The sequence below is a fragment of the Burkholderia sp. BE17 genome, from assembly GCF_009362305.1.
GTDB lineage: Bacteria > Pseudomonadota > Gammaproteobacteria > Burkholderiales > Burkholderiaceae > Burkholderia > Burkholderia pyrrocinia_C.
On the sequence record NZ_WHNU01000007.1, the window covers coordinates 55523 to 81385 of the forward strand.

The 25863-nt window shown below is 67.2% G+C and carries 14 protein-coding genes; 13 read left to right on the forward strand and 1 reads right to left on the reverse strand.

Annotated features, from left to right (window positions below):
* Positions 1–147 precede the first annotated feature (147 nt).
* Complete coding sequence (locus tag GD429_RS08510) at positions 148–3570, forward strand: DUF2339 domain-containing protein (protein WP_152856528.1); 3423 nt, start codon at positions 148–150, stop codon at positions 3568–3570.
* Entirely contained in the window at positions 3567–4931 is a 1365-nt protein-coding gene (locus tag GD429_RS08515) for a DUF3999 domain-containing protein (protein WP_152856529.1), read from the forward strand. The genes GD429_RS08510 and GD429_RS08515 overlap by 4 nt, the downstream gene beginning before the upstream one ends.
* A 359-nt stretch (positions 4932–5290) precedes the next feature.
* Here the strand turns inward: GD429_RS08515 and GD429_RS08520 are convergent, their stop codons facing one another.
* A complete protein-coding gene (locus GD429_RS08520) occupies positions 5291–6079 on the reverse strand; it encodes a GNAT family N-acetyltransferase (RefSeq protein WP_152856530.1) in 789 nt (262 codons plus the stop codon).
* Between the two features lie 281 nt (positions 6080–6360).
* On the opposite strand from GD429_RS08520, the gene GD429_RS08525 reads away from it, so the two are divergent.
* From GD429_RS08525 to GD429_RS08575, 11 genes are all read left to right on the forward strand, one after another.
* The gene (locus tag GD429_RS08525) at positions 6361–6666 is read left to right on the forward strand and encodes an NIPSNAP family protein (protein ID WP_034180841.1); all 306 of its coding nucleotides are present in this window, start codon (positions 6361–6363) and stop codon (positions 6664–6666) included.
* 310 nt (positions 6667–6976) lie between these two features.
* Positions 6977–7627 (forward strand): NADPH-dependent FMN reductase, encoded by a 651-nt coding sequence (locus tag GD429_RS08530; RefSeq protein ID WP_072444516.1) that lies wholly within the window; start codon positions 6977–6979, stop codon positions 7625–7627.
* A gap of 272 nt (positions 7628–7899) precedes the next feature.
* Positions 7900–8118 (forward strand): transcriptional regulator, encoded by a 219-nt coding sequence (locus GD429_RS08535; protein WP_152856531.1) that lies wholly within the window; start codon positions 7900–7902, stop codon positions 8116–8118.
* A 93-nt stretch (positions 8119–8211) separates the two neighbouring features.
* Complete coding sequence (locus GD429_RS08540) at positions 8212–9114, forward strand: ferritin-like domain-containing protein (protein ID WP_152856532.1); 903 nt, start codon at positions 8212–8214, stop codon at positions 9112–9114.
* A 1141-nt stretch (positions 9115–10255) separates the two neighbouring features.
* Positions 10256–18580 (forward strand): ESPR-type extended signal peptide-containing protein, encoded by an 8325-nt coding sequence (locus GD429_RS08545; protein ID WP_152856605.1) that lies wholly within the window; start codon positions 10256–10258, stop codon positions 18578–18580.
* Positions 18581–18705: 125 nt separating this feature from the next.
* Positions 18706–19368 (forward strand): OmpA family protein, encoded by a 663-nt coding sequence (locus GD429_RS08550; RefSeq protein WP_321574475.1) that lies wholly within the window; start codon positions 18706–18708, stop codon positions 19366–19368.
* Between the two features lie 393 nt (positions 19369–19761).
* Positions 19762–20907 (forward strand): DUF2827 domain-containing protein, encoded by a 1146-nt coding sequence (locus GD429_RS08555; protein ID WP_321574477.1) that lies wholly within the window; start codon positions 19762–19764, stop codon positions 20905–20907.
* A 14-nt stretch (positions 20908–20921) separates the two neighbouring features.
* Positions 20922–22076 (forward strand): DUF2827 domain-containing protein, encoded by a 1155-nt coding sequence (locus GD429_RS08560; protein ID WP_152856533.1) that lies wholly within the window; start codon positions 20922–20924, stop codon positions 22074–22076.
* A gap of 25 nt (positions 22077–22101) precedes the next feature.
* Entirely contained in the window at positions 22102–22569 is a 468-nt protein-coding gene (locus tag GD429_RS08565; RefSeq protein ID WP_152856534.1) for a DUF4019 domain-containing protein, read from the forward strand.
* A 31-nt stretch (positions 22570–22600) separates the two neighbouring features.
* On the forward strand, positions 22601–23737 hold the full coding sequence (locus tag GD429_RS08570; protein ID WP_152856535.1) for a DUF2827 family protein: 1137 nt from the start codon (positions 22601–22603) through the stop codon (positions 23735–23737).
* 24 nt (positions 23738–23761) lie between these two features.
* Entirely contained in the window at positions 23762–25735 is a 1974-nt protein-coding gene (locus GD429_RS08575) for an FkbM family methyltransferase (protein WP_152856536.1), read from the forward strand.
* The last annotated feature ends 128 nt before the right edge of the window (positions 25736–25863 follow it).

Genomic DNA, 25863 nt, shown 5'->3' on the forward strand with positions numbered 1-25863 from the left:
GATCGCGCCGTTGCCGCGCGCCTTGCGCGCGACGATCCGCCAACGGCGCGCACTTGCCGGTTCGCCTGCCGGCCGTGCTGAACCCGCCTCGATCCGGTGCGAGCCGCGAGCGAAGGACGATAACGATACGAGAGAGGGAGTAAGGCGTTGAACTGGGCATTCGCCGTAATCGGCTTCATCGTGGGCGGCATCGCCGCATCGATCGGGGATTTCTCGGCCGCGAACGGCTCGCTGCTCGGCGCCGCCGTCGGGTTCTGCATCGGTCATGCGCTGCGGCAACACACACTCAAGAGCAACAGCACAACACCCGACACGTTCGCGATGCCCGCGACGCCGCCACCCACGCCGGCGCCGCTCGCCGATCGCGTCGCGCGCCTCGAAGCAACCGTTGAAACACTCACGCGCGAACTCGATTCGCTGCGCGCCCAGCTCGCCGGCGCGAAGGCCGGTGTGGCCGGTGTGGCCGGTGCCGGCAGTGCCGCGCAAACGCCTTCGCCCGCTGCGGCCGGCGCCCCGCCCGCTCCGCTGTCGCCCCCTGCTTCGGCAACGCCACCGACGATACCTGCGCAACCCGCCACCGCAGCCGCCGCGCGCGCGGGCACGCCTGCCTCTGCATCGATGCCGGCGCCTGGCGCGGCGCCCGCAACCGCGGCGCGCGCCGCCGTTCCCGCCGCCGCCGACGCGACGACGAATGAGACGACGAACGCACCGGCCGCACCCGCTCGCCCCACCCCGCCCGCGCCGCGCGAACCCGGCATCGCCGAACGTGCATTCAGCGCCGCGCGCGACTGGCTGCTCGGCGGCAACACGGTCGTGCGCGTCGGGATCATCGTGCTGTTCTTCGGCGTCGCGTTCCTGCTCAAGTACGCGGCCGACAACAACATGCTGCCGATCGAATTCCGCCTCGCGGGCACCGCGCTCGCCGCGGCCGCGCTGCTCGCGATCGGCTGGCGCGTGCGCGCGCGCCGCGCCGCGTACGGCCTCGTGCTGCAAGGCGGAGGCGTCGGCATCCTGTACCTGACGATCTTCGCCGCGACCAAGCTTTATGCGCTGCTGCCCGTCGGCGCCGCGTTTCCGCTGATGGTCGCGGTCTGCGCGCTGAGCGCGTTCCTCGCGGTGAAGCAGAACGCGCTGCCGCTCGCGTTCATGGGCAGCGCGGGCGGCTTTCTCGCGCCGGTGCTGCTGTCGACCGGCCAGGGCAACCATGTCGCGCTGTTCAGCTACTACGCACTGCTGAACGCGGGAATCTTCGCGATCGCGTGGTTCAAGGCGTGGCGCCCGCTGAACCTGCTCGGCTTCGTGTTCACGTTCACGATCGGCTCGGCATGGGGCGTGACGGCCTACCGCCCCGCGCTGTTCGCGAGCACCGAGCCGTTCCTCATCCTGTTCTTCCTGATGTATGTCGGCATCGCACTGCTGTATGCGGTGAAACGCGAACTCGCGCTGCGGCACTACGTGGACGGCACGCTCGTGTTCGGCACGCCGATCGTCGCGACCGCGCTGCAGGCGTCGCTCGTGAAGGGCATGCCGTTCGGGCTCGCGTGGAGCGCCGTCGCGCTGTCGGCGTTCTACGTCGCGGTCGCCGCATGGCTCGCGCGGCGCCGCGACCGCCTCGCGCTGCTGTTCGAGGCGATGCTCGCGCTCGCGGTGATCTTCGCGACGCTGGCCGTGCCGCTCGCGTTCTCGGGCCCGACGACGAGTGCCGCCTGGGCGATCGAAGGCGCGGCCATCGTGTGGCTCGCGGTGCGCCAGAAGCGCCTGCTGCCGTTCGGCTTCGGCCTGCTGATGCAGGTCGCCGCGGCCGGCGCGTTCTTCACGAGCCTGCTCGGGCCGGCCGACGCAACCGCGCTGCCCGTGCTCAACAGCCCGTATATCGCGATGCTGCTGATCGCGCTCGCCGGCCTGTTCACCGGCTGGTGGCTGCACGGGCGCGGCGAAGCGCGCGCGTGGCACGCGTGGATGCCCGAGATCGGCGCCGCGGCCGCGGCGTGGGGGCTGCTGTGGTGGGTGAGCGGCGGGCTGCACGAGATCCTCGTCTACGCGAGCCGCCACGTCGACCTGCATGCCGACCGCTTCGTCGTCGACGCAACCGCGCTGTTCGCGGCCGGCACCGCGTGGCTCGCACACGTCGCGCGCCGCAGGCTGGCATGGCCGCTCGCCGAATGGCCCGCGCTCGCGCTGACGCCGGTGCTGGCGCTGCTCGCGTTGCGCGCGTTCGATGCGTACGAAGCGCCGCTGTCGGGCATGGGCGCGTTCGCGTGGCCCGTCTCCGTCGGCGCGGGTCTTGCGCTGCTGTGGCGCCGGTCGCGCGGATCGGCAAGCGCCGATGCCGCGAAGGGTGCGGCATCCGGCATCGGCCCATCCATCGCCGCAGGCGTGATCGCGCCGCTGCATACGCTGATGTTCTGGACCCTGTGCGGGTTGCTGTCGCTCGAAGGCTTCTGGCGCCTGCGCGCATTCGTGCCCGAAGGCGCGTGGAGCTGGAGCGCGTGGGCCTACGGTTTCGGTGCGCTGCTCCTGCTCGTATCGGGCCCCGGCTCGCGCCTGCGCTGGCCCGTCGCGGCATTCCCGCACGCTTACCAGGTATGGGGCGCGGCGCCGCTCGCCGCGCTGCTGTGGCTGTGGAGCATTGCCAGCGCGACCAGCGACGGCGACGCATCGCCGCTCTTCTGGCTGCCGCTGCTCAATCCGCTCGACATCGCGCAATTCCTGGTCTTCGTCGCGTTCGCCGCGTGGCTGCGCCGCCTGAAGACGCTCGGCATCGCGTGGCATCCGCGCGCGGTCGACTATGTTGCGATCGCAACCGTATTCCTGTGGTTCAACGCGCTGATGCTGCGCACGCTGCATCAGCGCTTCCACATGGCCTACGGCATCGACACCGTGCTGTCGTCGTTCGGCATCCAGCAGGTGTTCATGGTCGGCTGGAGCCTGTTCGCGTTCGCCGGCATGTGGCTGACGCGCCGCGACGGCATCGCCCGCGTGTGTGCACTCGCGTCGCTGCCGCTGATCGTCGTGATGTGGGTGTGGACCTTCTATGCGAACTTCACGCAGGACGGCGGAAGCTGGGCGCGCGTGCCACTCTTCAACCCGCTCGATCTCGTGCTCGCGGTCGTCTATGCACTCGCCGCGACGTGGTTCGTGCGTGCGCGCAAGCTCGGCTGGTCGTTCGACAAATATCGCGTCGAACTGACGAGTGCGGCCGGTGCGACCGTGTTCCTGTGGCTGAACGCGATCCTGCTGCGCGCGCTGCATCACTGGGCCGGCGTGCCGTACGAGTTCGGCGCGATGGCCGAATCGACGCTCGTGCAGGCGTCGGTGTCCGTGTACTGGACGGTCTGCGCGCTCGCGACGACGATCTGGGCCACGCGCCGCGGGCTGCGTCCGCTGTGGTTCGTCGGCGCCGCGCTGCTCGCGCTCACGGTCGTCAAGCTGTTCCTGTTCGACCTGTCGCACGTAACCGGCATCGAGCGCATCGTGTCGTTCATCGGCATCGGCGTGCTGCTGCTGTTGATCGGCTATTTCTCGCCGCTGCCGCCGAAGGCCGCGGCCCACCAGGACGACCCGCAATGAAGCGACTCGCCGCCCTGCTCGGACTGAGCCTGCTCGCGTCGTTCGCGTCGTTCGCGGCTGCCGACGGCACGCCGGGCGCCGGGCGCGTCGCGCAGCGCTTCTCGCTCGACCTCGACGGCAACGCCGCGTATTACCAGCTCACCGTGCCGCAGCCCGTGTATGCGGCCAGCCGGCGCGACGATCTCGGCGACGTGCGCGTCTTCAACGGCGCGGGCGAGCCGGTTCCGTATTCGCTCGACGCACCCGCGGCGGCCGCGCCCGCCGTGCCGACCTCGCGCACGCCGGTGCACTGGTTCCCGCTGCCGCCGGTGCGCGCCGATAAAGGCAACGCGCCGCTCGGCGTGACGGTCGGCCCCGACGGCTCGCTGCGCGCGGCCGTCGCCACGCCGTCGCCGGCAAAGCGCGGCGCGGATCTCGTCGACCTGTCGCGTGCGAACGGCGCCATCGACGCGCTGCTCGTGCACGTGGGCGACGACAGCTACCAGGGGCGCGTCGCCGTCGACGCCAGCGACGACCTGCGCAACTGGCGCTCGCTCGGCAGCACGCAGCTGCTGAAGGTCGGCCGCGGCGACGACATGCTGGTGCAGGAACGCATCGGGCTCGATGGCGCGGCGCCGCGCTACCTGCGGCTGGACTGGCTCGACGGCGCGCCCGCGATCGCGTCGATCGACGTCGAGACGCATCCGCGCGACGCGCGCGGGACGGACACCGCATCCGTGCCGCGTCAATGGCGCGACGCCGCGCGCGTACGGGCCGGCAGCGCGCCCGGCGAGTATCTGTTCGACACCGACGGCGCGTATCCGATCGACCGCGTACGCATCGACCTGCCGCAGCCGAACACCGTCGCGCGCGCGACGCTGCAAAGCCGCGCCGATGCACAGGCGCCGTGGCGCGACGTCGCGGGCGCCGTGCTGTTCCGGCTGCAGGGCAAGGCCGGCGAGCAGCGCAATCCGCCGCTCGAGTTCGCGGCGAACACGGATCGCACGTGGCGGATCGTCGTCGACATGCGCAACGGCGGATTCGGCGCCGGCCAGCCGGCCGTCGTGATCGGCTGGCACCCGGCCGCGCTGACCTTCGTCGCACGCGGCACGCCGCCGTTTACGCTCGGCGTCGGCGACGCGTCGCTCGTGTCGTCGGCCGTAAACCGCGACGCACTGCTGGTCGGCATGGCGCCCGAAGTCCGGCCCGCGCGCGTCGGCACGGCGCTGCCGGTTTCGGCTGTCGCGCCGGCGGCGGCCGATACGGACGCGAAGCGCCGCTACGTGCTGTGGGCGTCGCTGGTGATCGCGGTCGGTGCGCTCGGCACGATTGCCTGGCGTCTCGCGAAAGGCGGCGGCGAGCCGCGCAACCGCGACGAGTGACGCGACGCGCCCGCATCCATCGCCCGCCTTTATGCAGCGTTTATCCGGCACACCTGTTTCTTTCGACGGCCGCAACGCGTAACTGCGAAGAGCCGTCGTGGCGGCGTTCGGCATCGATCTTCGCGGGCCGACGCCGTCGCGCGCACGGTCGTGCAGCATCCGTTTCCACGTGAACCATCTTATGAAGGTTCGCGTGAATATCTCGGCAAAGGATCGCAGCAACGCATAAAAAGCGCGTAAACATCCGTTTCGCCGCAGCGCGGCGGGGGGGTCTCATGGGCCGTACTCGAGCGGAAGCGCCACACTCCGCTCACGCGACGTTTACGCGGTAAAACCAGGGAAAAGCCGGTGCGCGACGCTCAGCCGAACGTGTAGCGCCCGTGCTGACGCGGCCGCCACGGCGACGAACGGCAACTCGCGGCGCCGGCCGCGAGTCGTGCCGCCCATCCCGCGCCACGGCGCACGCGCAGGTCGCGCCGTGCCACTGCAACGACGCGCGCCGGCAATGCATACGCCAAACGGCGCACGGACGCCACGCGCGCGGCCAGCCGCGACGCCGGCGACACGCGGCGCACGACGTGCGCGACGGGCCGCTTGCACAGGATCGCGCTGTCGTAACGCTTGCCGGCGAAGCGCATCACGTCGACGACCTCGAAACCCTGCGCGCCGTAGAACGCCAGCAGATGCGAAGCGGGATGCGGCGTATCCAGCGCGAGCAGCGTATAGCCGCGCAACGCGGCCCACTGCTCGGCGAACGACAGCAGCAATGCGCCGATCCCGCGGCTCTGGCAATCGGGATCCACGGCTACCTGACGCACGCTCGCGACGCCGTCCCGCCGGTACAGCGAGCAGGCCGAAGACGGATCGGCCCCATACAGCGTGGCCGTGCCGATCACGCGCCCGCCACACACGGCGACGTAGCACTCGCCCGCTTCCGCGCGGCGGCGCGTGACGTCCTCGTCCTGATCGACGCACGTGCAGTTGAGCCCCATCGCGCCGAGCCGCGCGAACGCGCGATGCAGCATCGGCGTGAGTTGCGCATAGCTGTCGACTGCCGGATCGAAACGCCGTACGACCACCCGGTCGGCGCACACGGAAGGCGGCGCGGCAGGGAGACGTTCGGCAATCGCGTTCCAGGGGTTCGACATCGCAGTGCTCCGTGGTTGGGATGCCCGAAGTCTATGAGCGCGCCAGTCCCCGTCGCAAGAAAAAATGTCGTAAAAGTTTGGGGAAATGCGCGCGGGAAAATCGGTCGCGACGGTACGTGGCGCCGCTCTGCCAACGTCGTTGCGAACGCATGAAAGTGCGCCGATCGTTGTTCGCGCAAGCAACGAATCCCGCGACGGTATCGACGCCCCGCACGCGCTCCGTTGACACCTGCGGCGACGCGATCCAGACTCGCTGTTCCGTCACCGCACCGCGAGCGCTCATGGTCACCTGCTTCCTCCGCTACGTCATCGATCCGTACAAGCTCGACCAGTTCGAAACCTACGGCAAGATGTGGATTCCGCTCGTCGAAAAGTTCGGCGGCACGCATCACGGCTATTTCCTGCCGTCCGAAGGCGCGAACGACATCGCGCTCGCGATGTTCTCGTTCCCGAGCCTCGCCGAGTACGAACGCTACCGCGAACGCTCGAAGGACGATCCGGCGTGCCAGGCCGCGTTCCGCTATGCGGAGGAAACGCGCTGCATCGTCAGCTACGAACGCAGCTTCTTCCGGCCGGTATTCGAGTAACCGGCGACGTCCGCCGGCATGGCGCCCCGTTTCCCGGCCGGGACGAAAAAAAGCCCCGCCTGCATCCGCGCGGCGGGGCCAACCCATGTCAGTAGAGACATCATGGAGGAGACGGGCCCATCTTATCGACCGTGGTGCACCGTCCCAACCAAGCATTTCTGCTATCGATCTGCGCGGCCGCGCACACGATTGCCCCCGCCGCGCGGCATATCGATAGAACGAAAAGTCGTTTTCAGAGTGGCGACGGGGTCGTTACCATCTGGTTTTAAGCCTGTGCTTAGCCGGGCAAGCCATCCCCGAGGAGCGCCCCTTGACTGCATTCGATCAACACCGCCGCCCGTTCGTCGTCGGCATCGGCGGTACCACCCGAGCAGCGTCGTCGACTGAACGCGCGCTGTCGTTCGCGCTGCGCGGCGCGCAGGCCGCCGGCGCGCGCACGCGCCTGTTCGACGGCCCGTTCCTGCATACGCTGCCGCACTACGCCCCCGAACACAAAACGCTGACCGACGCGCAACGCGAACTGATCGACGCCGTGCGCCAGGCCGACGCGATCATCATCGCGACGCCCGGCTATCACGGCGGCGTCTCCGGCCTCGTGAAGAACGCGCTCGACACGCTCGAGGAACTGCGCGCGGACGATCGCCCCTATCTCGACGGCCGCGCGGTCGGCCTGATCGTCACCGCGTACGGCTGGCAAGCAGCCGGCACCGTGCTGACGTCGCTGCGTTCGATCGTCCATGCGCTGCGCGGCTGGCCGACGCCGTTCGGCGCGACCGTCAACACGCTCGAAACGCGCTTCGAAAGCGCCGACAGCTGCTCGGATCCGAAGGTCGTCGCGCAGCTCGAGACGGTCGGCGCGCAAGCCGCCGAGTTCGCGCTCGCATTCGCGTCGCATCGCGCGACCACGCACGCGGCATCGGTCGACGCACTCGCACCCGTGCTGAAGGTCGCCAACCAGTAATCCCCTTCACTCCGCCGCCCGCGCCCGGCCGACGAGGTTCGCCGTGCGCGGGCGGCGCGTCTTCGGACGCGCGGCGATGTGCGGCATGTGCTGCGCGCGCCGACGCAGCGCGACGCTCAGGCCGCGCCGACGCTTCGCGTCGAATACCCTTCCCCGGCATCCCCGCTCGATAACGATTCGGCCCGCCGCGTGATTTGCATTGGCCGAAAGATTGGTTCACGCGGCCGGCGGGTTTTCGTACGCTGAAAGTCCGAACTTTCTCCGCGCACGCCATGACCCGTACGATCCGCTACAAGGGCTATGAAGTCGCCCCCGCTGCCGCCCGGTTGCCGAACGGGCTGTTCGCCGCCAACCTGACGATCGAGAAGGCGAGCGGCGGCTCGTCGCCGCGCTCCGTTTCGTTCGACGCGATCGATTTCTTCTTCGAGGAGGAGCACGCGCTCGCCTATGCGTCCCGCTGGGGCCGCCTCTGGGTCGACACGCACGCGTGACGCACGCCTGGCCGGCGCGCATGGCCGCTCGAAAATACGCGTTTACGGAAGCTATGCAAGAATCTTTCGGCCCGTAATCGCATAACAATAGCCATGACTGACACGCTGCAGGAAGAGCACGCAGCCGCAGATCACGCGATGCGCAACTGGACCTTCGAGAGGCAAGGTCCGGTCAGGATCGGTTCCGATGCGCACAAGCAGATGTTCTGTCGCATGCTGCTCGACACACACAACCCGTACAAGCCGGCCGTGATCGACTGGCCGGCGCTCAAGCCCGACGAACTCAGGCGGCTCACGTCGCTGCCGATCTGGGACATCGCGGTGCAAACCGAAGGCCGCGCGTCGATTCGCGTGGCGACCTACGCAGCGACGGTCGGCGATCCGCTGCTGCGCCGCGCGCTCGAGATGGACGGCGGCGAGGAAGCGCGCCACAAGGTCGTACTGTCGAAGCTCGTCGAGGCCTACGGCATCCGGCTCGCGCCCGAGCCGGCCTACCCGGCGCCGAAGGACCCCGAGTGGTCGTGGATGATGACGGGCTTCAGCGAATGCATCGACAGCTTCTTCGCGTTCGGCCTGTTCCGCTCCGCGCAGCGCTCCGGTTATTTCCCGCCCGAACTCGTCGATACCTTCGAGCCCGTGATCCAGGAAGAAGGCCGCCACATCCTGTTCTTCGCGAACTGGTATGCGTGGTACCGGCGCACGATCCCGTGGTGGCGCCGGCCGTGGTTCTTCGCGCGCGTCGCGGCCGTTTGGGTGCACCTGATCCGCGACCGCATCGGCATCGCGCGCGGCATCGATGCCGACGGCGTCGCGCGTGACGCGAACTTCCCGGCGACCGGCACCGCCGACATCGGCGAGGCGCTGAACCCGCGCGAGCTGATCGAGCTGTGTCTCGTCGAGAACGACCGGCGGATGGCCGGTTACGACAAGCGCCTGCTGCGCCCGATGTTCGTGCCGCGGATGGCGCGGTTCGCGCTGCGGTTTCTCAAGAAGTAAGGTCGAGGGGCGCGGCCGCGGGATGCGTGAGCCGGCGCGTGTTGCACGCTCGCCGGTTCCGCTGTCGCCGTTGCGCGCCCCGTCGCCGTCGATGCACCGCCGCGCGGACTGACCACCGGCGCCGGTGCCGGTTTCGTCCGGGACACCTGTCGCAGGCTCCATACAGGCGGACGTTCGACCGCACACCCCGCTCGATTCGGCTCCGTCGCATCCGATGCGGGGCCGCGCCGACCTGCATCCGGCGGCCGGATGTGGCGCGCCCGACACACTTACCCCTGCCCTTTTTTTGCGACACGCGCGCCGCATGCCGGGCACCTGTCGCATCCAGGATCGACGATTCGGGAGCGCCGCCGACGACGCTGACCGGTGTCATCGACAACGTGTCGCCCCGTGCAGACAAGCGCCGCGCGGGTGCCACCTCCCGGGGCGGTTCGATACGCACCCCAAACCCGCCCCAATACGTAAATTGACGAAATCGTCAATAAGACAAATCCGATAGTTGAATGCTAACGACCCTGGCTATCGCTCTGTTGCACTTTTTTACAAATACGACGATCCCGCCGGCCCGGAACGCCCGCCATACGGGGCAACCGCGGCTGACAGGATGCGCAAATCAGCATACCCGTAAATTCAAAATTTCAAATTAAGTTGATTTATAGATAACAAGACAAAACAAAATAAAAACCACCAAAAAACCAATAATTAACAAGAAAACAAGATGCTCAAGATATTATCAATCGACAAACATCTGAATATTACAATAAAGAAAGGACGACCATCTCCGCAAACGTTTGCTATTTCATTTGTCTTACTATTTGGCTCGAGACCCATGTGATCTGCCGCACAAAACTCACGTAACCGCTTGATTTTTATACGATATACAAGACGGATCGCGAAAAACTCAAACCCTACACGATACATTCCAACAACTTTCAAATTCATTCTTCGCGGATACATCAAAACGCAATGCATTAACCATCTTTTAACTTTTAAAACCTCCCATTTATCACTATTTGTCAATTTAAAAAAGGTACCTCCAATAAACTCCGCCCATCAATTTTTGAGATTCGCGCGAGCGCACGGAGTATTCCTCTAACAAAAGAGACCGGTGTGTAGCGTGCACATTTGGAGGTAGTAGGACATGAACCGCACATACCGCTCGATCTGGAACGAAGCTCTTGGCGCCTGGGTCGCGGCATCGGAAATCGATTCGGCACGGGGCAAGCCGAACAAGTCGGCCGTCGTGGTCGCCGCAGTCGCAGCACTGGCGATCGGCCTGCCGGGGCTCGCCGAGGCCAACACGCTCAACACAGTGCAGACCTGCTTTACGGGAAGCAACGGCGCAGTCGGCCGAGTCAACCCGGGCGGTACGGCGAACCAGGCAGGGGACGGCTCCGGTACGTATTCGGTCGTGGCCGGCTGTAACTCCAACGGCAACGGCTGGACCGGCGTCACGGTTTACGGCTCCTTCGCGCAAGCGACCGGTAACGGCGCCGTCGCCACCGGCATGCAGTCGTCGGCCGGCCTGTGGGGCGTCGCCGCCGGCCTCGAAACCACCGCGAGCGGCGCAGGCGCCACCGCGCTCGGCTTCGGCTCGACGGCAAACGCGCTGAACTCGGTCGCGATCGGCGGTGCGGGCGGCAACGGCACGACGCCGCTGTCGCAAGCGAACTCGACCATCGCGTCGGGCGCGGGCGCGATCGCCATCGGCAGCAACGCAACGAAGGGCGCGCAATCGGCCGCTTCGGACAGCATCGCGATCGGCGGGCAGTCGTCCGTCGCATCAACCGCGACGTCGGGTATCGCAGTCGGCCGCGGCGCGACCGTCAACGGCGCGTACGGCATCGCGCAAGGCGACGGTGTCGTGTCCGGCGCGACGGGCCAGAACGTTGCGATCGGCTCGAGCGGCACGACGGCCAACGGCGGCTCGGCCGCCGGCGGCGCGGTTGCGATCGGTCGCGGCCAGTCAGCTAGCGGCGACGGCGCAGTTGCGATCGGCGATCCGAACAGCGCAACCGGCACGGGTGCGCTCGCGATCGGCGCGAACAACACGTCGAACGGCTCCGGCGCCCTCGCGCTTGGCAACACCAACTCGGCAAGCGGCACGGGCTCCGTCGCGCTGGGCAACAGCAGCACGGCGCTCAACAGCTCCGTTGCAATCGGCAGCTCGGCGACGGCCACGGGCACGAACGGTGCGGTCGCCATCGGCAACTCCGCGACCGCAACCGGCACCGGTGCGATCGCGCTTGGCAACGTCGGCAGCTTCGCCGCCAACACGCGCGCGACCGGCACGGACGCGCTGGCCCTCGGCAACGGCTCGACGGCCAGCGGCGCCGCCGGCGCAGTCGCCGTCGGCGCCGCAGCCGTGGCGTCGAATTCCTATGCGACGGCCTTCGGCTCGAATGCAACCGCGTCGGGCGCCGGCTCGGTCGCGTTCGCGCAAAACGCCAATGCGTCGGTCTCGAACGCCATCGCCATCGGTGTCGGCTCGACCGCGAACGTCGCGAACTCGGTCGCCCTCGGTAGCAGCTCGGTGACGACCAGTGCACTGTCGGCGACGACCGGCGGCACCACCACGGTGAGCAACACGACGATCGGCGGCCAGACATTCGGCAACTACGCCGGCGCCGGCTCGGCGGGCGGTGTCGTCAGCGTCGGCCAGCCGAACGCGGAACGCCGTATCCAGAACGTTGCGGCGGGCCTCGTCAGCGCAACCAGCACCGACGCGATCAACGGCAGCCAGCTCTTTGCGGTTGCTAGCACGACGACGTCGAGCATCACGAGCCTGTCGACTTCGACGTCGACGGGTCTGTCGTCGGCGAATAGCTCGATTACGTCGCTGTCGACGTCGACTTCGACCGGCCCGTCCTCGGCCAACAGCTCGATCACCTCGCTGTCGACTTCGACCTCGACCGGCATCAGCTCGTTGTCGACCGGCCTGAGCTCGACCAACAGCTCGGTGTCGTCGCTGTCGACCTCCACGTCGACGGGTCTGTCATCGGCGAATAGCTCGATCACGTCGCTTTCCACTTCGACTTCGACCGGTCTGTCGTCGGCGAATAGCTCGATTACGTCGTTGTCCACCTCGACGTCGACCGGCCTGAGCTCGACCAACAGCTCCGTCACTTCACTGTCCACGTCGGCCTCGACCGGCATCAGTACCGCACAAAGTGGCGTCACTTCGCTGTCGACCGGCCTCAGCTCGACCAATAGCTCCGTCGCTTCGCTGTCCACGTCGACCTCGACCGGCATCAGTACCGCGCAAAGTGGCGTCACTTCGCTGTCGACCGGCCTCAGCTCGACCAATAGCTCCGTCACTTCGCTGTCCACGTCGGCCTCGACCGGCATCAGTACCGCGCAAAGTGGCGTCACTTCGCTGTCGACCGGCCTCAGCTCGACCAATAGCTCCGTCGCTTCGCTGTCCACGTCGGCCTCGACCGGCATCAGTACCGCGCAAAGTGGCGTCACTTCGCTGTCGACCGGCCTCAGCTCGACCAATAGCTCCGTCACTTCGCTGTCCACGTCGGCCTCGACCGGCATCAGTACCGCGCAAAGTGGCGTCACGTCGCTGTCGACCGGCCTCAGCTCGACCAATAGCTCCGTCGCTTCGCTGTCCACGTCGGCCTCGACCGGCATCAGCACCGCGCAAAGTGGCGTCACTTCGCTGTCGACCGGCCTCAGCTCGACCAATAGCTCCGTCACTTCGCTGTCCACGTCGGCCTCGACCGGCATCAGTACCGCGCAAAGCGGCGTCACGTCGCTGTCGACCGGCCTCAGCTCGACCAATAGCTCCGTCGCTTCGCTGTCCACGTCGGCCTCGACCGGCATCAGCACCGCACAAAGTGGCGTCACTTCGCTGTCGACCGGCCTCAGCTCGACCAATAGCTCCGTCGCTTCGCTGTCCACGTCCACGTCGACCGGTATCAGCACCGCGCAAAGCGGCGTCACTTCGCTGTCGACCGGCCTCAGCTCGACCAATAGCTCGGTCGCTTCGCTGTCCACGTCCACGTCGACCGGCATCAGCACCGCGCAAAGCGGCGTCACTTCGCTGTCGACCGGCCTCAGCTCGACCAATAGCTCCGTCGCTTCGCTGTCCACGTCCACGTCGACCGGCATCAGCACCGCACAAAGCGGCGTCACTTCGCTGTCGACCGGCTTGAGCTCGACCAACAGCTCCGTCGCTTCGCTGTCCACGTCCACGTCGACCGGCATCAGCACCGCGCAAAGCGGCGTCACTTCGCTGTCGACCGGCTTGAGCTCGACCAACAGCTCCGTCGCTTCGCTGTCCACGTCGACCTCGACCGGCATCAGCTCGTTGTCTACCGGTCTGAGCTCGGTCACCGCCACGACCAACAACCTCGGCAACAGCACCGCCGCGGCGCTCGGCGGCGGCGCAACCTACAACCCGGCCACCGGCACGATTTCGGCCCCCTCGTACACCACGTACAACGCCAACGGCACCACAACGACCGCCAACAGCGTCGGCACCGCGATCGACAACATCAACAACCAGGGCATCAAGTACTTCCACGCGAACTCGACCGCGCCCGACAGCCAGGCCCTCGGCACCAACTCCGTCGCGATCGGCCCGAACGCGGTTGCGAACAACGCCGGCGACGTCGCCCTCGGTTCCGGTTCCGTCACCGCCGCCGCTAACCCGACCTCCAGCGCAACGATCGGCTCGACCACGTACGGCACCTTCGCCGGCGCTACGCCGTCAAGCGTCGTCAGCGTCGGCGCAGCCGGCGCCGAGCGCCAGGTCACGAACGTCGCGGCAGGCCGGATCACGTCGACCAGCACCGACGCGATCAACGGCAGCCAGCTCTATGCCGTCGCAAGCACGACCGGTTCGAGCATCACTTCGCTGTCCACGTCGACTTCGACCGGCATCAGCTCCTTGTCCACTGGCCTGTCGAGCACGAACAGCACCGTTACGTCGCTGTCCTCGACGCTGTCGTCGTCCAACAGCGCGATCTCATCGCTGTCGACCGGGCTCTCTACGACCAATAGCAACGTAACTTCGTTGTCGACGTCCGCGTCGACCGGTCTGTCTTCGGCCAACAGCTCCATCACCTCGTTGTCGACCTCGACTTCGACCGGCCTGTCCTCGGCCAACAGCTCCATCACCTCGCTGTCGACCTCGACCTCGACCGGCCTGTCGTCCGCAAACAGCTCCATCACGTCGTTGTCCACCTCGACTTCGACCGGCCTGTCCTCGGCCAACAGCTCGATCACGTCGTTGTCCACGTCGACCTCGACGGGTCTTTCGTCGGCGAACAGCTCGATCACGTCGTTGTCGACTTCCACGTCGACGGGCTTGTCCTCAGCGAACAGTTCCATCACCTCGCTGTCGACGTCGACCTCGACGGGCATCAGCTCGCTGTCCACCGGCCTGAGCTCGACCGATAGCTCGGTGACTTCGTTGTCGACTTCCACGTCGACCGGCATCAGCACCGCGCAAAGTGGCGTCACGTCGCTGTCAACAGGTCTCTCGTCGGCCAATAGCTCGATTACCTCGCTGTCGACCTCCACGTCGACGGGTCTGTCGTCCGCCAACAGTTCCATCACGTCGTTGTCCACGTCGACCTCGACCGGTCTGTCGTCAGCGAACAGCTTGATCGCGTCGTTGTCGACGTCCACGTCGACGGGCTTGTCCTCAGCGAACAGCTCCATCACCTCGCTGTCCACGTCGACTTCGACGGGCCTCTCGTCGGCCAATAGCTCGATTACCTCGCTGTCGACTTCGACCTCGACCGGCATCACCTCGCTGTCCACCTCGACCTCGACCGGTCTTTCGTCGGCGAACAGCTCGATCACCTCGCTGTCAACTTCCACGTCGACCGGCCTGTCTTCGGCCAACAGCTCCATCACCTCGCTGTCGACCTCGACCTCGACCGGCATCAGTTCGCTGTCGACCGGCCTGAGCTCGACCGACAGCTCGGTGTCGTCGCTGTCGACCTCGACGTCGACGGGTCTGTCGTCCGCAAACAGTTCGATCACCTCGTTGTCCACGTCGACCTCGACGGGCCTCTCGTCGGCTAACAGCTCCATCACCTCGTTGTCCACGTCGACCTCGACCGGCATCAGCTCGCTGTCCACCGGCCTGAGTTCGACCAACAGCTCGGTGTCGTCGCTGTCGACCTCGACGTCGACGGGTCTCTCGTCGGCGAATAGCTCGATCACGTCGTTGTCCACGTCGACCTCGACCGGTCTCTCGTCGGCGAATAGCTCCATCACCTCGCTCTCGACCTCGACCTCGACCGGCATCAGCTCACTGTCCACAGGCCTGAGCTCGACCGACAGCTCGGTGGCTTCGCTGTCGACCTCCACATCGACTGGCCTGTCTTCGGCGAACAGCTCGATCACGTCGCTGTCGACTTCCACGTCGACCGGCCTGTCCTCGGCCAACAGCTCGATCACCTCGCTGTCGACGTCGACTTCGACCGGCATCAGCTCACTGTCCACAGGCCTGAGCTCGACCGACAGCTCGGTGGCGTCGCTGTCCACCTCGACGTCGACGGGTCTCTCGTCGGCGAATAGCTCCATCACGTCGTTGTCGACTTCGACCTCGACCGGACTGTCCTCGGCCAACAGCTCCATCACCTCGCTGTCGACCTCGACCTCGACCGGCATCAGTTCGCTGTCGACCGGCCTGAGTTCGACCAACAGCTCGGTGTCGTCGCTGTCGACCTCGACGTCGACGGGTCTGTCGTCCGCAAACAGCTCGATCACGTCGCTGTCCACCTCGACCTCGACGGGTCTGTCCTCGGCGAACAGCTCCATCACCTCGCTGTCCACGTCGACCTCGACCGGCATCAGCTCGCTGTCCACCGGCCTGAGCTCGACCAACAGCTCGGTGGCTTCGCTGTCGACTTCCACGTCGACGGGTCTTTCGTCGGCGAATAGCTCGATCACGTCGCTGTCGACTTCGACCTCGACCGGTATCAGCTCGCTGTCCACTGGACTGAGCTCGACTGACAGCTCGGTGGCTTCGCTGTCGACCTCCACGTCGACGGGCCTCTCGTCGGCAAACAGCTCGATCACGTCGCTGTCCACGTCGACCTCGACCGGCATCAGCTCGCTGTCCACTGGCTTGAGTTCGACCGACAGCTCGGTGGCGTCGCTGTCGACCTCCACGTCAACGGGTCTCTCGTCGGCGAATAGCTCGATCACGTCGCTGTCCACGTCGACCTCGACCGGCATCAGCTCGCTGTCCACTGGCTTGAGTTCGACCGACAGCTCGGTGGCGTCGCTGTCGACCTCCACGTCGACGGGTCTCTCGTCGGCGAATAGCTCGATCACGTCGCTGTCGACTTCCACGTCGACCGGCCTGTCCTCGGCCAACAGCTCCATCACCTCGCTGTCGACCTCCACGTCGACCGGCCTGTCTTCGGCCAACAGCTCCATCACCTCGCTGTCGACCTCCACATCGACTGGCCTGTCTTCGGCGAACAGCTCGATCACGTCGCTTTCGACCTCCACGTCAACCGGCCTCTCGTCGGCCAACAGCTCGATTACCTCGCTGTCGACTTCGACCTCGACCGGCATCAACTCGCTGTCCACCGGCCTGAGCTCGACCAACAGCTCGGTGTCGTCGCTGTCGACTTCCACGTCGACCGGCCTGTCCTCGGCCAACAGCTCCATCACCTCGCTGTCGACCTCGACCTCGACCGGCATCAACTCGCTGTCCACCGGCCTGAGCTCGACCAACAGCACGATCACCTCGCTGTCGACCTCCACCTCGACCGGCATCACCTCGCTGTCCACCGGCCTGAGCACGACGAACAGCTCGGTGGCGTCGCTGTCCACGTCGACCTCGACCGCGATCAACGCCGCGAAGACGCACTACTACAGCGTCAACGACAACGGCACGCAGCAAAGCAACTACGCCAACGACGGCGCAACGGGCACCAACGCCCTCGCCGCCGGCGTCAACGCCAGCGCGGCAGGCGCAAGCAGCGTCGCGGTCGGCGACGGCTCGAACGCGCAGTCGGCGGGCGCGGTCGCGATCGGCCAGAACGCGTCGGCAACGGGCGGCAAGGCCGTGTCGATCGGCTCCGGCAACACCGCGAGCGGTGACGGCGCGGTCGCGATCGGCGACCCGAGCATCGCGACGGGCACCGGCGCGGTAGCGTTGGGCGCGAACGACACGGCGACCGGCAACGGCGCAGTGGCGCTCGGCAACGCGAACACCGCAAACGGCGCCAGCGCACTCGCACTCGGCAGCTCGAACCAGGCCACCGCGGACAACACGATCGCGCTGGGCAACCAGGCCACGGCCAGCGCCATCGGCGCACAAGCCTACGGCTCGGGTGCCAAGGCCACGGCCGCCGACGCGCTCGCCTTCGGCACGAACGCGCAAGCCAACGTCGCCAACTCGATCGCGCTCGGTGCAAACTCGGTCACGAGCGCCGCGAACCCGACGTCGAGCGCCACAATCGGCGGCGCCACGTACTTCTTCGCGGGCAGCTCGCCGGCAGGCGTGGTGAGCGTCGGCGCACCAGGCCAGGAGCGCCAGATCACGAACGTCGCCGCCGGCCGGATCTCGGCCAGCAGCACCGACGCGATCAACGGCAGCCAGCTCAACGCGACGAACCAGGCAATCACGAGCCTGTCCACGTCGACCGCGTCGAACATCTCGTCGCTGTCGACCGGCATCAACTCGCTGTCCACCGGCCTGAGCACCACGAACAGCAACGTGGCATCGCTGTCCACGTCGACCTCGACCGCGATCAGCTCGCTGTCGACGGGCCTGAGCTCGACGAACAGCAACGTCAACTCGCTGTCGACGTCGACGTCGACCGGCATCGGTTCGCTGTCCACCGGACTGAGCTCGACGAACAGCACGGTCGCCTCGCTGTCGACCGGCGTGACGAACATCAACAACACGCTGAACTCGCTGTCGACGACGATCAACAACAACACGACGCGCTCGCTCAATTCCAACGGCATCGCCGCCGACATGAACGGTACCGGCAGCGATCATCCGACCGTCACCGCCGGCTCGAACTCGGTGGCGATCGGCGCGAATTCGACGGACGGCGGCCGCTCGAACGTGGTGTCGGTCGGCAGCGACACGCAGCAGCGTCAGATCGTGAACGTCGCGCCCGGTACGCAAGGCACCGACGCGGTGAACGTGAACCAGCTGACGCAGGTGCAGACGACGCTGTCGACGGCACTGTCGGGCCAACAAACGCAGATCAACTCGCTGGGTTCGCAACTGCAGCAGACCGACCAGATGGCGAAGCAGGGTATCGCGGCCGTCGGCGCGATGGCGTCGATCCCGCAACTCGATCGCGACGCCAACTTCGGCATGGGTGTCGGCACGTCGACCTTCCTCGGCCAGAAGGCGATGGCGGTCAACATGCAGGCCCGCATCACGGAGAACCTGAAGGCGTCGATCAACGGCGGCTTCAGCGGCGGTCAGAAGGTGATCGGCGCCGGCATGCTGTACCAGTGGAAGTAACGCGTCGCGCCGCCAGGCCGCCCGGCTCGCCAGCCGGCCGGCCCGCAGCGGCCCCCGACGGCAGGACGAGCCGGCCGCGCAGCCCGCGGCCGGCTTCTGTCAACCCAAGCTTTGAGGACGTAACCGTGAACAAACTCGCTCTTGCGCTCGCGCTTTCCGCAATGGCCCTCGCCGCGTGCTCGACCGCATCCGGCCCGACCTTCAGCGCCTCCGAACTGCAGCCGCGCGACGGCATGCGCACGTTCCAGGTGGACTGCCACGGCCTGCTGTCCGGCCCGCAGACCTGCATGAAGGCCGCCCGCAAGATCTGCGGCGACCAGCCGGTGCGTGCCGTCGACTCGGCCCGCGCGCTGCGCGACAAATCCGATCCCGCGACGCTGATCTTCCAGTGCGGCGCCGCGCCGGCCGAAGCGGCCTCGGCCGCCGAGCCGGCGCCTGCCACCGTCGAACACGTGAACCTGTCGGGCGACGCGCTGTTCGCGACCGACCACGCGACGCTTGCGCCGACCGCGCGCGAATCGCTCGACCGGCTGCTGAGCGAGCGCGCGGACCGCACGTACTCGCAGGTGACGGTCACCGGCTTTACGGATACGGTGGGCAGCGACGACTACAACCTCGCGCTGTCGAAGCGCCGCGCCGAATCCGTCGCCGCGTACCTGAAAGCGCACGGGCTGAAGGCCGGCACGCTGACGGTCACGGGCCGCGGCAAGGCCGATCCGGTCGCGTCCAACGCCACGGCCGAAGGCCGCGCCAGCAACCGCCGCGTCGAAATCACGCTGCAGCACTGAGCGGGCGACCGTCGCGCGCGGCGGCCCGATCCGGCAGGCCGCCGGCTCCGCGCCGGACCTCCGCCGATCTACGCGGGCGCCGCTGCACCGGCGCCCCGTTTGCGCCGGCCGGCGGCTATGTCAAAGTTCGTCACGTGCCGCCACAAACCGGCGATTTCCGTGCCACAATCGCCGCAGACAGTCGCCGGGGCAGCCTGCCCGAATCGCGCGCCGTGCCAGGCGTGCCCGACGACACGCCGGAACCCGGCTGCCGCCCCCGCGAACCACGTCGCCCGATTCGCCTGCCGCGGCGCAACGGCGCGAATGCAACCCTGACAATCCACGGTGCGCCGCTTCCAGGCCAGACGCTCGACGCCATGCCCGGACGCACGACGCCGCAGAGGAAACCAACCGGTGACGGACATCAATGAAGCCGCCGCGGGCGGCACCCGCAAGCAACGGCCGGCAGTCGGCATCTCGCTGTTTGCGCGGGACGGCCAGGCGATCTGGGAAAACGGCATTCACCAGAACATCGCGTTCCTCGCGATGATGCTCAAGCGCTCGGATCGCGTCGGCCCCGTCTATTTCCTGAACGGCGGCGACGCCAACGCACTGCCGGCCGGCCTCGAACTCGACGGCCTCGACATCCCGCTCGTGAAACCCGCCGACGTCACGCACGAACTCGACGTCGTGATCGAAATGGGCGCGCAGCTGCCGGTCGAATGGCTCAGGCACATGAAGGCGCTCGGCAAGAAAATCGCCGCGTTCTTCTGCGGGCACGTGTATGCCGGGCTGTGCGAAACCCCGATCTTCGAAAAACCGTCGGGGCACATCTTCAACGGCGCGCCGTTCGACGAAGTGTGGCTGCTGCCGCAATACGACAAGACCGCGGCGCCGATGCTGCGGTCCATACTGCGCGCGCCGGTGCACCTGATGCCGCATATCTGGTCGCCGTACTTCCTCGATCGCCGCGTCGCCGCGCTCGCCACCGAAGGCGAATCGTTCGGCTATCGGCCCGGCCGCCGCCCGTGGCGCCTGGCGATGCTCGAGCCGAACATCTCGGTCGCCAAGTCCTGCCACTACCCGATGCTCGCGTGCGACGAGTTCTACCGCGCGCGGCCGGACGCGGTGCAACACATGTACGTCGTCAACGCGATGCACATGAAGGAGCATCCGACCTTCGTGCACTTCGCGAACAGCCTCGATCTCGTGCGCCAGCACAAAGCGACCTTCGAGCCGCGCATCGATCTGCCGGGCTTCATGGCGCGCCACGCGGATGCGGTCGTGTCGCACCACTGGGAAAACGGGCAGAACTACCTGTATTACGACGTGCTGCACGGCGGCTATCCGCTGCTCCACAACTCGACGCTGCTCGGCGACGCCGGCTATTACTACCCGGACTTCGACTCGGCCGCGGGCGGCCGCGCGCTGCTCGACGCGTGGCTGCATCACGACGAACGCCTCGACGACTATCGCGCGAAAGCCGGCCGGCTGCTGCAGTCGGTCTCGATCGACAACCCCGCGAACCTCGACGCGTTCGTCTCGCGTCTGGTCGCCTGAACCGGAGCATACGCATGTCGGACTCCAATGCCCGTCAAGCGCCCGGCGAGGGCAAGCGTCTCGTCGTCGGCGTATCGCTGTTCGTGCGCGGCGCCGGCCAGTCGCTGTGGGAAAACGGCATCTTCCAGAACTGCCTGCTGCTGATCCTGCTGCTGCGCCAGTCGCCGCTCGTCGCGGAAGCCGTGATGGTGAACGGCGGCGAACAGGTCGCCGATCCGCAGATGATGCTCGGCGAATGGGACGTGCCGCTGCTGTCGATGGACGAAGCGCTGCAACGCTGCGACGTGCTGATCGAAATGAGCGCGCAGTTCGGCGCGGACTACCTGCGCGCGTTTCGCGAGCGCGGCGGCAAGGTCGTCACGATGCGGGTCGGCAACGACTACGTGATCGACATCGAACGCGCGATGTTCAACAAGCCGCCGGGCTTCCTGTTCTCGGGCGCGCCGTACGACGCGGTGTGGACGATTCCCGAATTCGAGCGCTCGTGCCTGCACTATTACCAGACGGGCCTGCGCGCGCCCGTCACGATCGTCCCGCACATCTGGCACCCGATGCTGTTCGACAAGGCGCGCGCGACGCTCGGCGCCGGCTTGTCGTACGGCTATCGGCCCGGCAAGCCGCGCTGGCGCGTGACGATGTTCGAGCCGAACATCTGCATGGTGAAGACGAGCATCATCCCGATGCTGGTCACGGAAGAGGCATACCGCGCCGATCCGAAATTCCTTGAGTTCGTGCGCGTGTGCAACACGATCCACATCAAGGAGCACGCGACCTTCGTCCACTTCGCGAAGCGCCTCGACATCGTCGAGCACGGCATCACGACGTTCGAAAGCCGCTATGCGGTGTACGAGTTCATGGCCGCGTACGGCGATGCGGTGGTGTCGCACACGTGGGAAAACGCGCAGAACTACCTGTATTACGAACTGCTGTACGGCGACTATCCGCTGATCCACAACTCGCCGTTCCTCGGCAAGGCCGGGTATTTCTATCCGGACTTCGACTGCCAGGCCGGCGGCCGCGCGCTGCTGCAGGCGTTCGCCGAACACGACGCGAATCTCGACGCGTACCGCGAACAGTCGAAGCATGTGCTCGACTCGGTCAGCATCTATAACCCCGACAACGTCGCCGCCTATACGGACGCGATCGCCACCCTCTATCGCGACGCGTGACGCGCCGCCCTTTCCGGAACCCGACATGAACGCACGCACGCCCCTCACCCGCGCGAAATGGCTGATCGGCTGCGCCGTCGCGTCGATCGCGATCGGCGCGCACGCGCAATCGGCCGGCGAAACGGCCGACCCGTTGCTCCGCGATTCGGATGCAGTGTTCAAGCAGCTCGACGCCGGCCAGTACGGCGCGGTGTGGAGCGATGCCGCCGCGTTCGTGAAGACGCGCATCAAGCAGGACCAGTTCGCGGCGGACATGCAGCAGGCTCGCCAGTCGGTCGGTGCGGTCAGCCATCGCGGCTGGGCGCAGATCACGCGCATCCGCTACAAGAATGCGTCGACGATGCCCGACGGGCTCTACGCGAACGTCGACTATGCAACCACGCTGACGAGCGGCGCGACCGTGTACGAGAAGCTGAGTTTTCGCCTCGACGACGACGGCCGCTGGCACTTGACGGGCTACGTGCCGCGCCAGTCGCAAGGCGCCGTGCAGTAAGCCGCGCACCGCCCGCCTCACCGGAGCCGCCATGAAACTCAATGTCGCGATAACGATGAACGTGCAGCGCGACGCGACGCAGTCGATCTGGTACAACGGCGCGAACCAGCATTGCGTGTACCTGTACATGCTGCTGAAGCAGTCGCCGCTGATCGGCGAGGTCTGGCTCGCGCACGACGACGGCGTCACCGACTATCCGCAGGCGCTGATGATGGACGCGTTCGGCGACGCGCTGCGGCCGCTGTCGTCGGTCGTTCACCAGACCGACCTGCTGATCGAGATGAACGCGTTCATCGACCCGTCGCACACGGACGCCGTGCGCCGGCGCGGCGGCAAGTGCGTGTCGTACCGCTTCGGCAACGACTACGTGATCGCGGTCGAGACGATCAACTTCGAGAAGAACGACTGGCGGCCGAACCCGCACCGCGTGCAGTTCGACGAGATCTGGACCAACCCGCAGCACATGCATACGTGCGCGGCCTATTTCCAGGCCGTGTATCGCGCGCCGGTGATCGAGCTGCCGCACATCTGGTCGCCGTATTTCATCGAGCGCAGCCTCGACGCGGACCCCGAACTGAAGGCCCGCTTCGGCTACCGGAACCACGGCCCGGCAAAGCGCATCGCGTTCTTCGAACCGAACCTGAACGTCGTGAAGAGCTCGATCGTGCCGATGCTCGCCGCGAACGCGTGCTACGTCGAGCACCCGGAGCTCGTCGAGCACGTGTACATGACCAACACGTTCGACAAGAAGGAGAACGTCGCCTTCAAGCATCTCGCGCTCGGACTCGAGATGGTGCGCGACGGCAAGGCGACAGCCGACGTGCGCGCGCCGTTCGTCGCGTGGGCCGCGCATCACACCGACATCGTCGTGTCGCACCACTGGGAAAACGGCCTCAACTACCTGCTGTACGACGCGCTGTACGGCAACTACCCGCTCGTGCACAACTCGCCGTTCCTGCGCGACGTCGGCTACTACTATCCGGACTTCGAGATCTTCGACGCGGCGCGCGCGATCGCGACCGCCGCGCAGACGCACGACGCGCGGCTCGACGACTATGCGGCGGCCGCCCGCCGCTGCCTGCACCAGGTCGACACGCTCGCCGAACACAACGTCCGCGCATATTCCGCGCAGATCCAGCAGCTGTTCGCCGGCCGCGCGCTCGGCTGACCTCCTTCGCACGCGTTCCTGCCCATGAATCAGACCGTCCGCAATTTCGTCGTGATCGATTCGATCCACGGCCCGTTCGTCATCAACCGGCACTGCGCGCTGCAGGCCGAGGCGCTGATCAAGACCGGCCGGCCGCATATCCAGGCCGAGCTCGACACGATCCTGCAGGTGATCGACCAGTTGCCCGACGGCGCGATCGCGGTGGACGGCGGCGCGAATGCGGGGCTCGTGTGCGTGCCGATCGCACACCGGCTGCACGCGCGCGGCGGCCGCGTGTACGCGTTCGAGCCGCAGCGCACGCTGTTCCATGCGCTCGGCGGCACCGTCGCGCTCAACCAGCTCGACAACCTCCATCTGCTGAACATGGGGCTCGCCAGCGCCAACGGCACGATGAAGGTGCCCGACATCGACTACGGGCAGGACGCCGACTTCGGTTCGGTGTCGCTCGTCGACGGCCAATCGGCGAGCGGCACGCCGACGCCGGTCGTCAGGCTCGATTCGCTCGGCCTGCCGCGGCTGGATTTCCTGAAGCTCGACATCGAAGGGATGGAGATCGACGCGCTGCGCGGCGCGCGCCGATTGATCGAGACGCATCTGCCGTGGTGCTGGATCGAATACTGGAAAGTCGGCGAAGCGCCGATCATCGATACGTTCGCCGGCCTCGACTATACGTTCTACCGGATCGACGGGCTGAACATGCTCTGCGTGCCGAACCCGCGCTGGGACCGGCAGCGGCTGTTCATCTCGGGCGAGCCGCTCGCCACCGCATCGGCGGCCGCAAGCAGCGCGAATCATGCGACCGCGGGCACAGTGGACGCCGACGCGCCCGAAACAAACTGGAATCGCGCGCTCGACCACGAATCGCGCTGCGAGTGGGGCCATGCGATCGACCGCTGGCAACGTGCGCGTGGCCGCGGGCTCGACGACGATGCGATCGCGCTGCAGCTCGCGTCGTGCTACGGCTTCGCCGGCGCGCCCGACGCCGGGCTCGCCGCGCTCGACCGCTTCGGCGATCCGGCCGCGCTGCCCGACGCGGCGCGCGGGCGCATCGAACTGGCGCGCTCGGCGCTGCTGCTGCGCGCCGGCCGGCGCGAAGAAGCCGCCCGCGCCACCATCGCCAGCGAAAACGTGCTGACGGCCGCGCGGTTCGGACTGCCGATGGAGCGGCTCTACGTGGGCCAGCCGCTGCAAGGCAAGCGGCTGCTCGTGCTCAGCTACGGCGGCGCCGGCGACCAGTTCCAGTACGCGCGCTACCTGCATGCGCTGGGCGTGCTCGGCTGTGCGGGCGTGACCGTCGTCGTCCCCGATGCGCTGACGGGGCTGCTGCGCCATACGTTCCCGCGCATCGATTTCATCGGCGTGCACGGCGCATGGGCCGACACGCCGCAGATCGCGCACGACTACTGGTGTTCGTTCCTGATGCTCGCCGCCCGGTTCGGCTACGCGCCGGCGCCGGAAGGCGCACCGGCCGCGTACCTGTCGTGCCCGCCCGCGCATGCGGCCGCGTGGCGCGAGCGCGTGTCGCGCGACGGCCATGCGCCCGGCACGCGCCGCATCGGGCTCAACTGGCGCGGCCGCGACGAAAGCGACGCGCGCTTCCATCGCGCGGCGAGCCTGCGTGATTTCGCACCGCTTGCACGGATGCAGGGCCACGCCGTGTACTGCATCAACCGCGACCTGTCCGCGCAGTCCGAGCAATCGGACCTGCCGGTCACGTTCCCGCATCACGCGATCGGCGATTTCAGCGATCTCGCGGCGTTGATGCTCGCGATGGACGCCATCGTGACCACCTGCACCGCGCACATCCACGTCGCCGGCGCGCTCGGCGTGCCGGCCGTGCTGCTGCTCAGCCCGAAGGCCGATGCGCGCTGGGAAACCGGCTCGCGCACCGCACTCTACCCGGGCATCCGGATCGTGCGCGCCGCGCACGTCGGCCAATGGGACGACGCGATCGACCGCGCGATGGCGCTGGTGCTTGGCGGGTTCGGGAAGGATTGATCGATTTGCCGTGCGTCCGGGCGTCCGGGCCGTTGCGCCCGGACGATGTCGAAGCCGGCCGCATGCCGGCCCGCGCGCGCACCGGATGCGCCAGGGCCTGTTCGCGCCAATGACGGCCCCTTATGGTG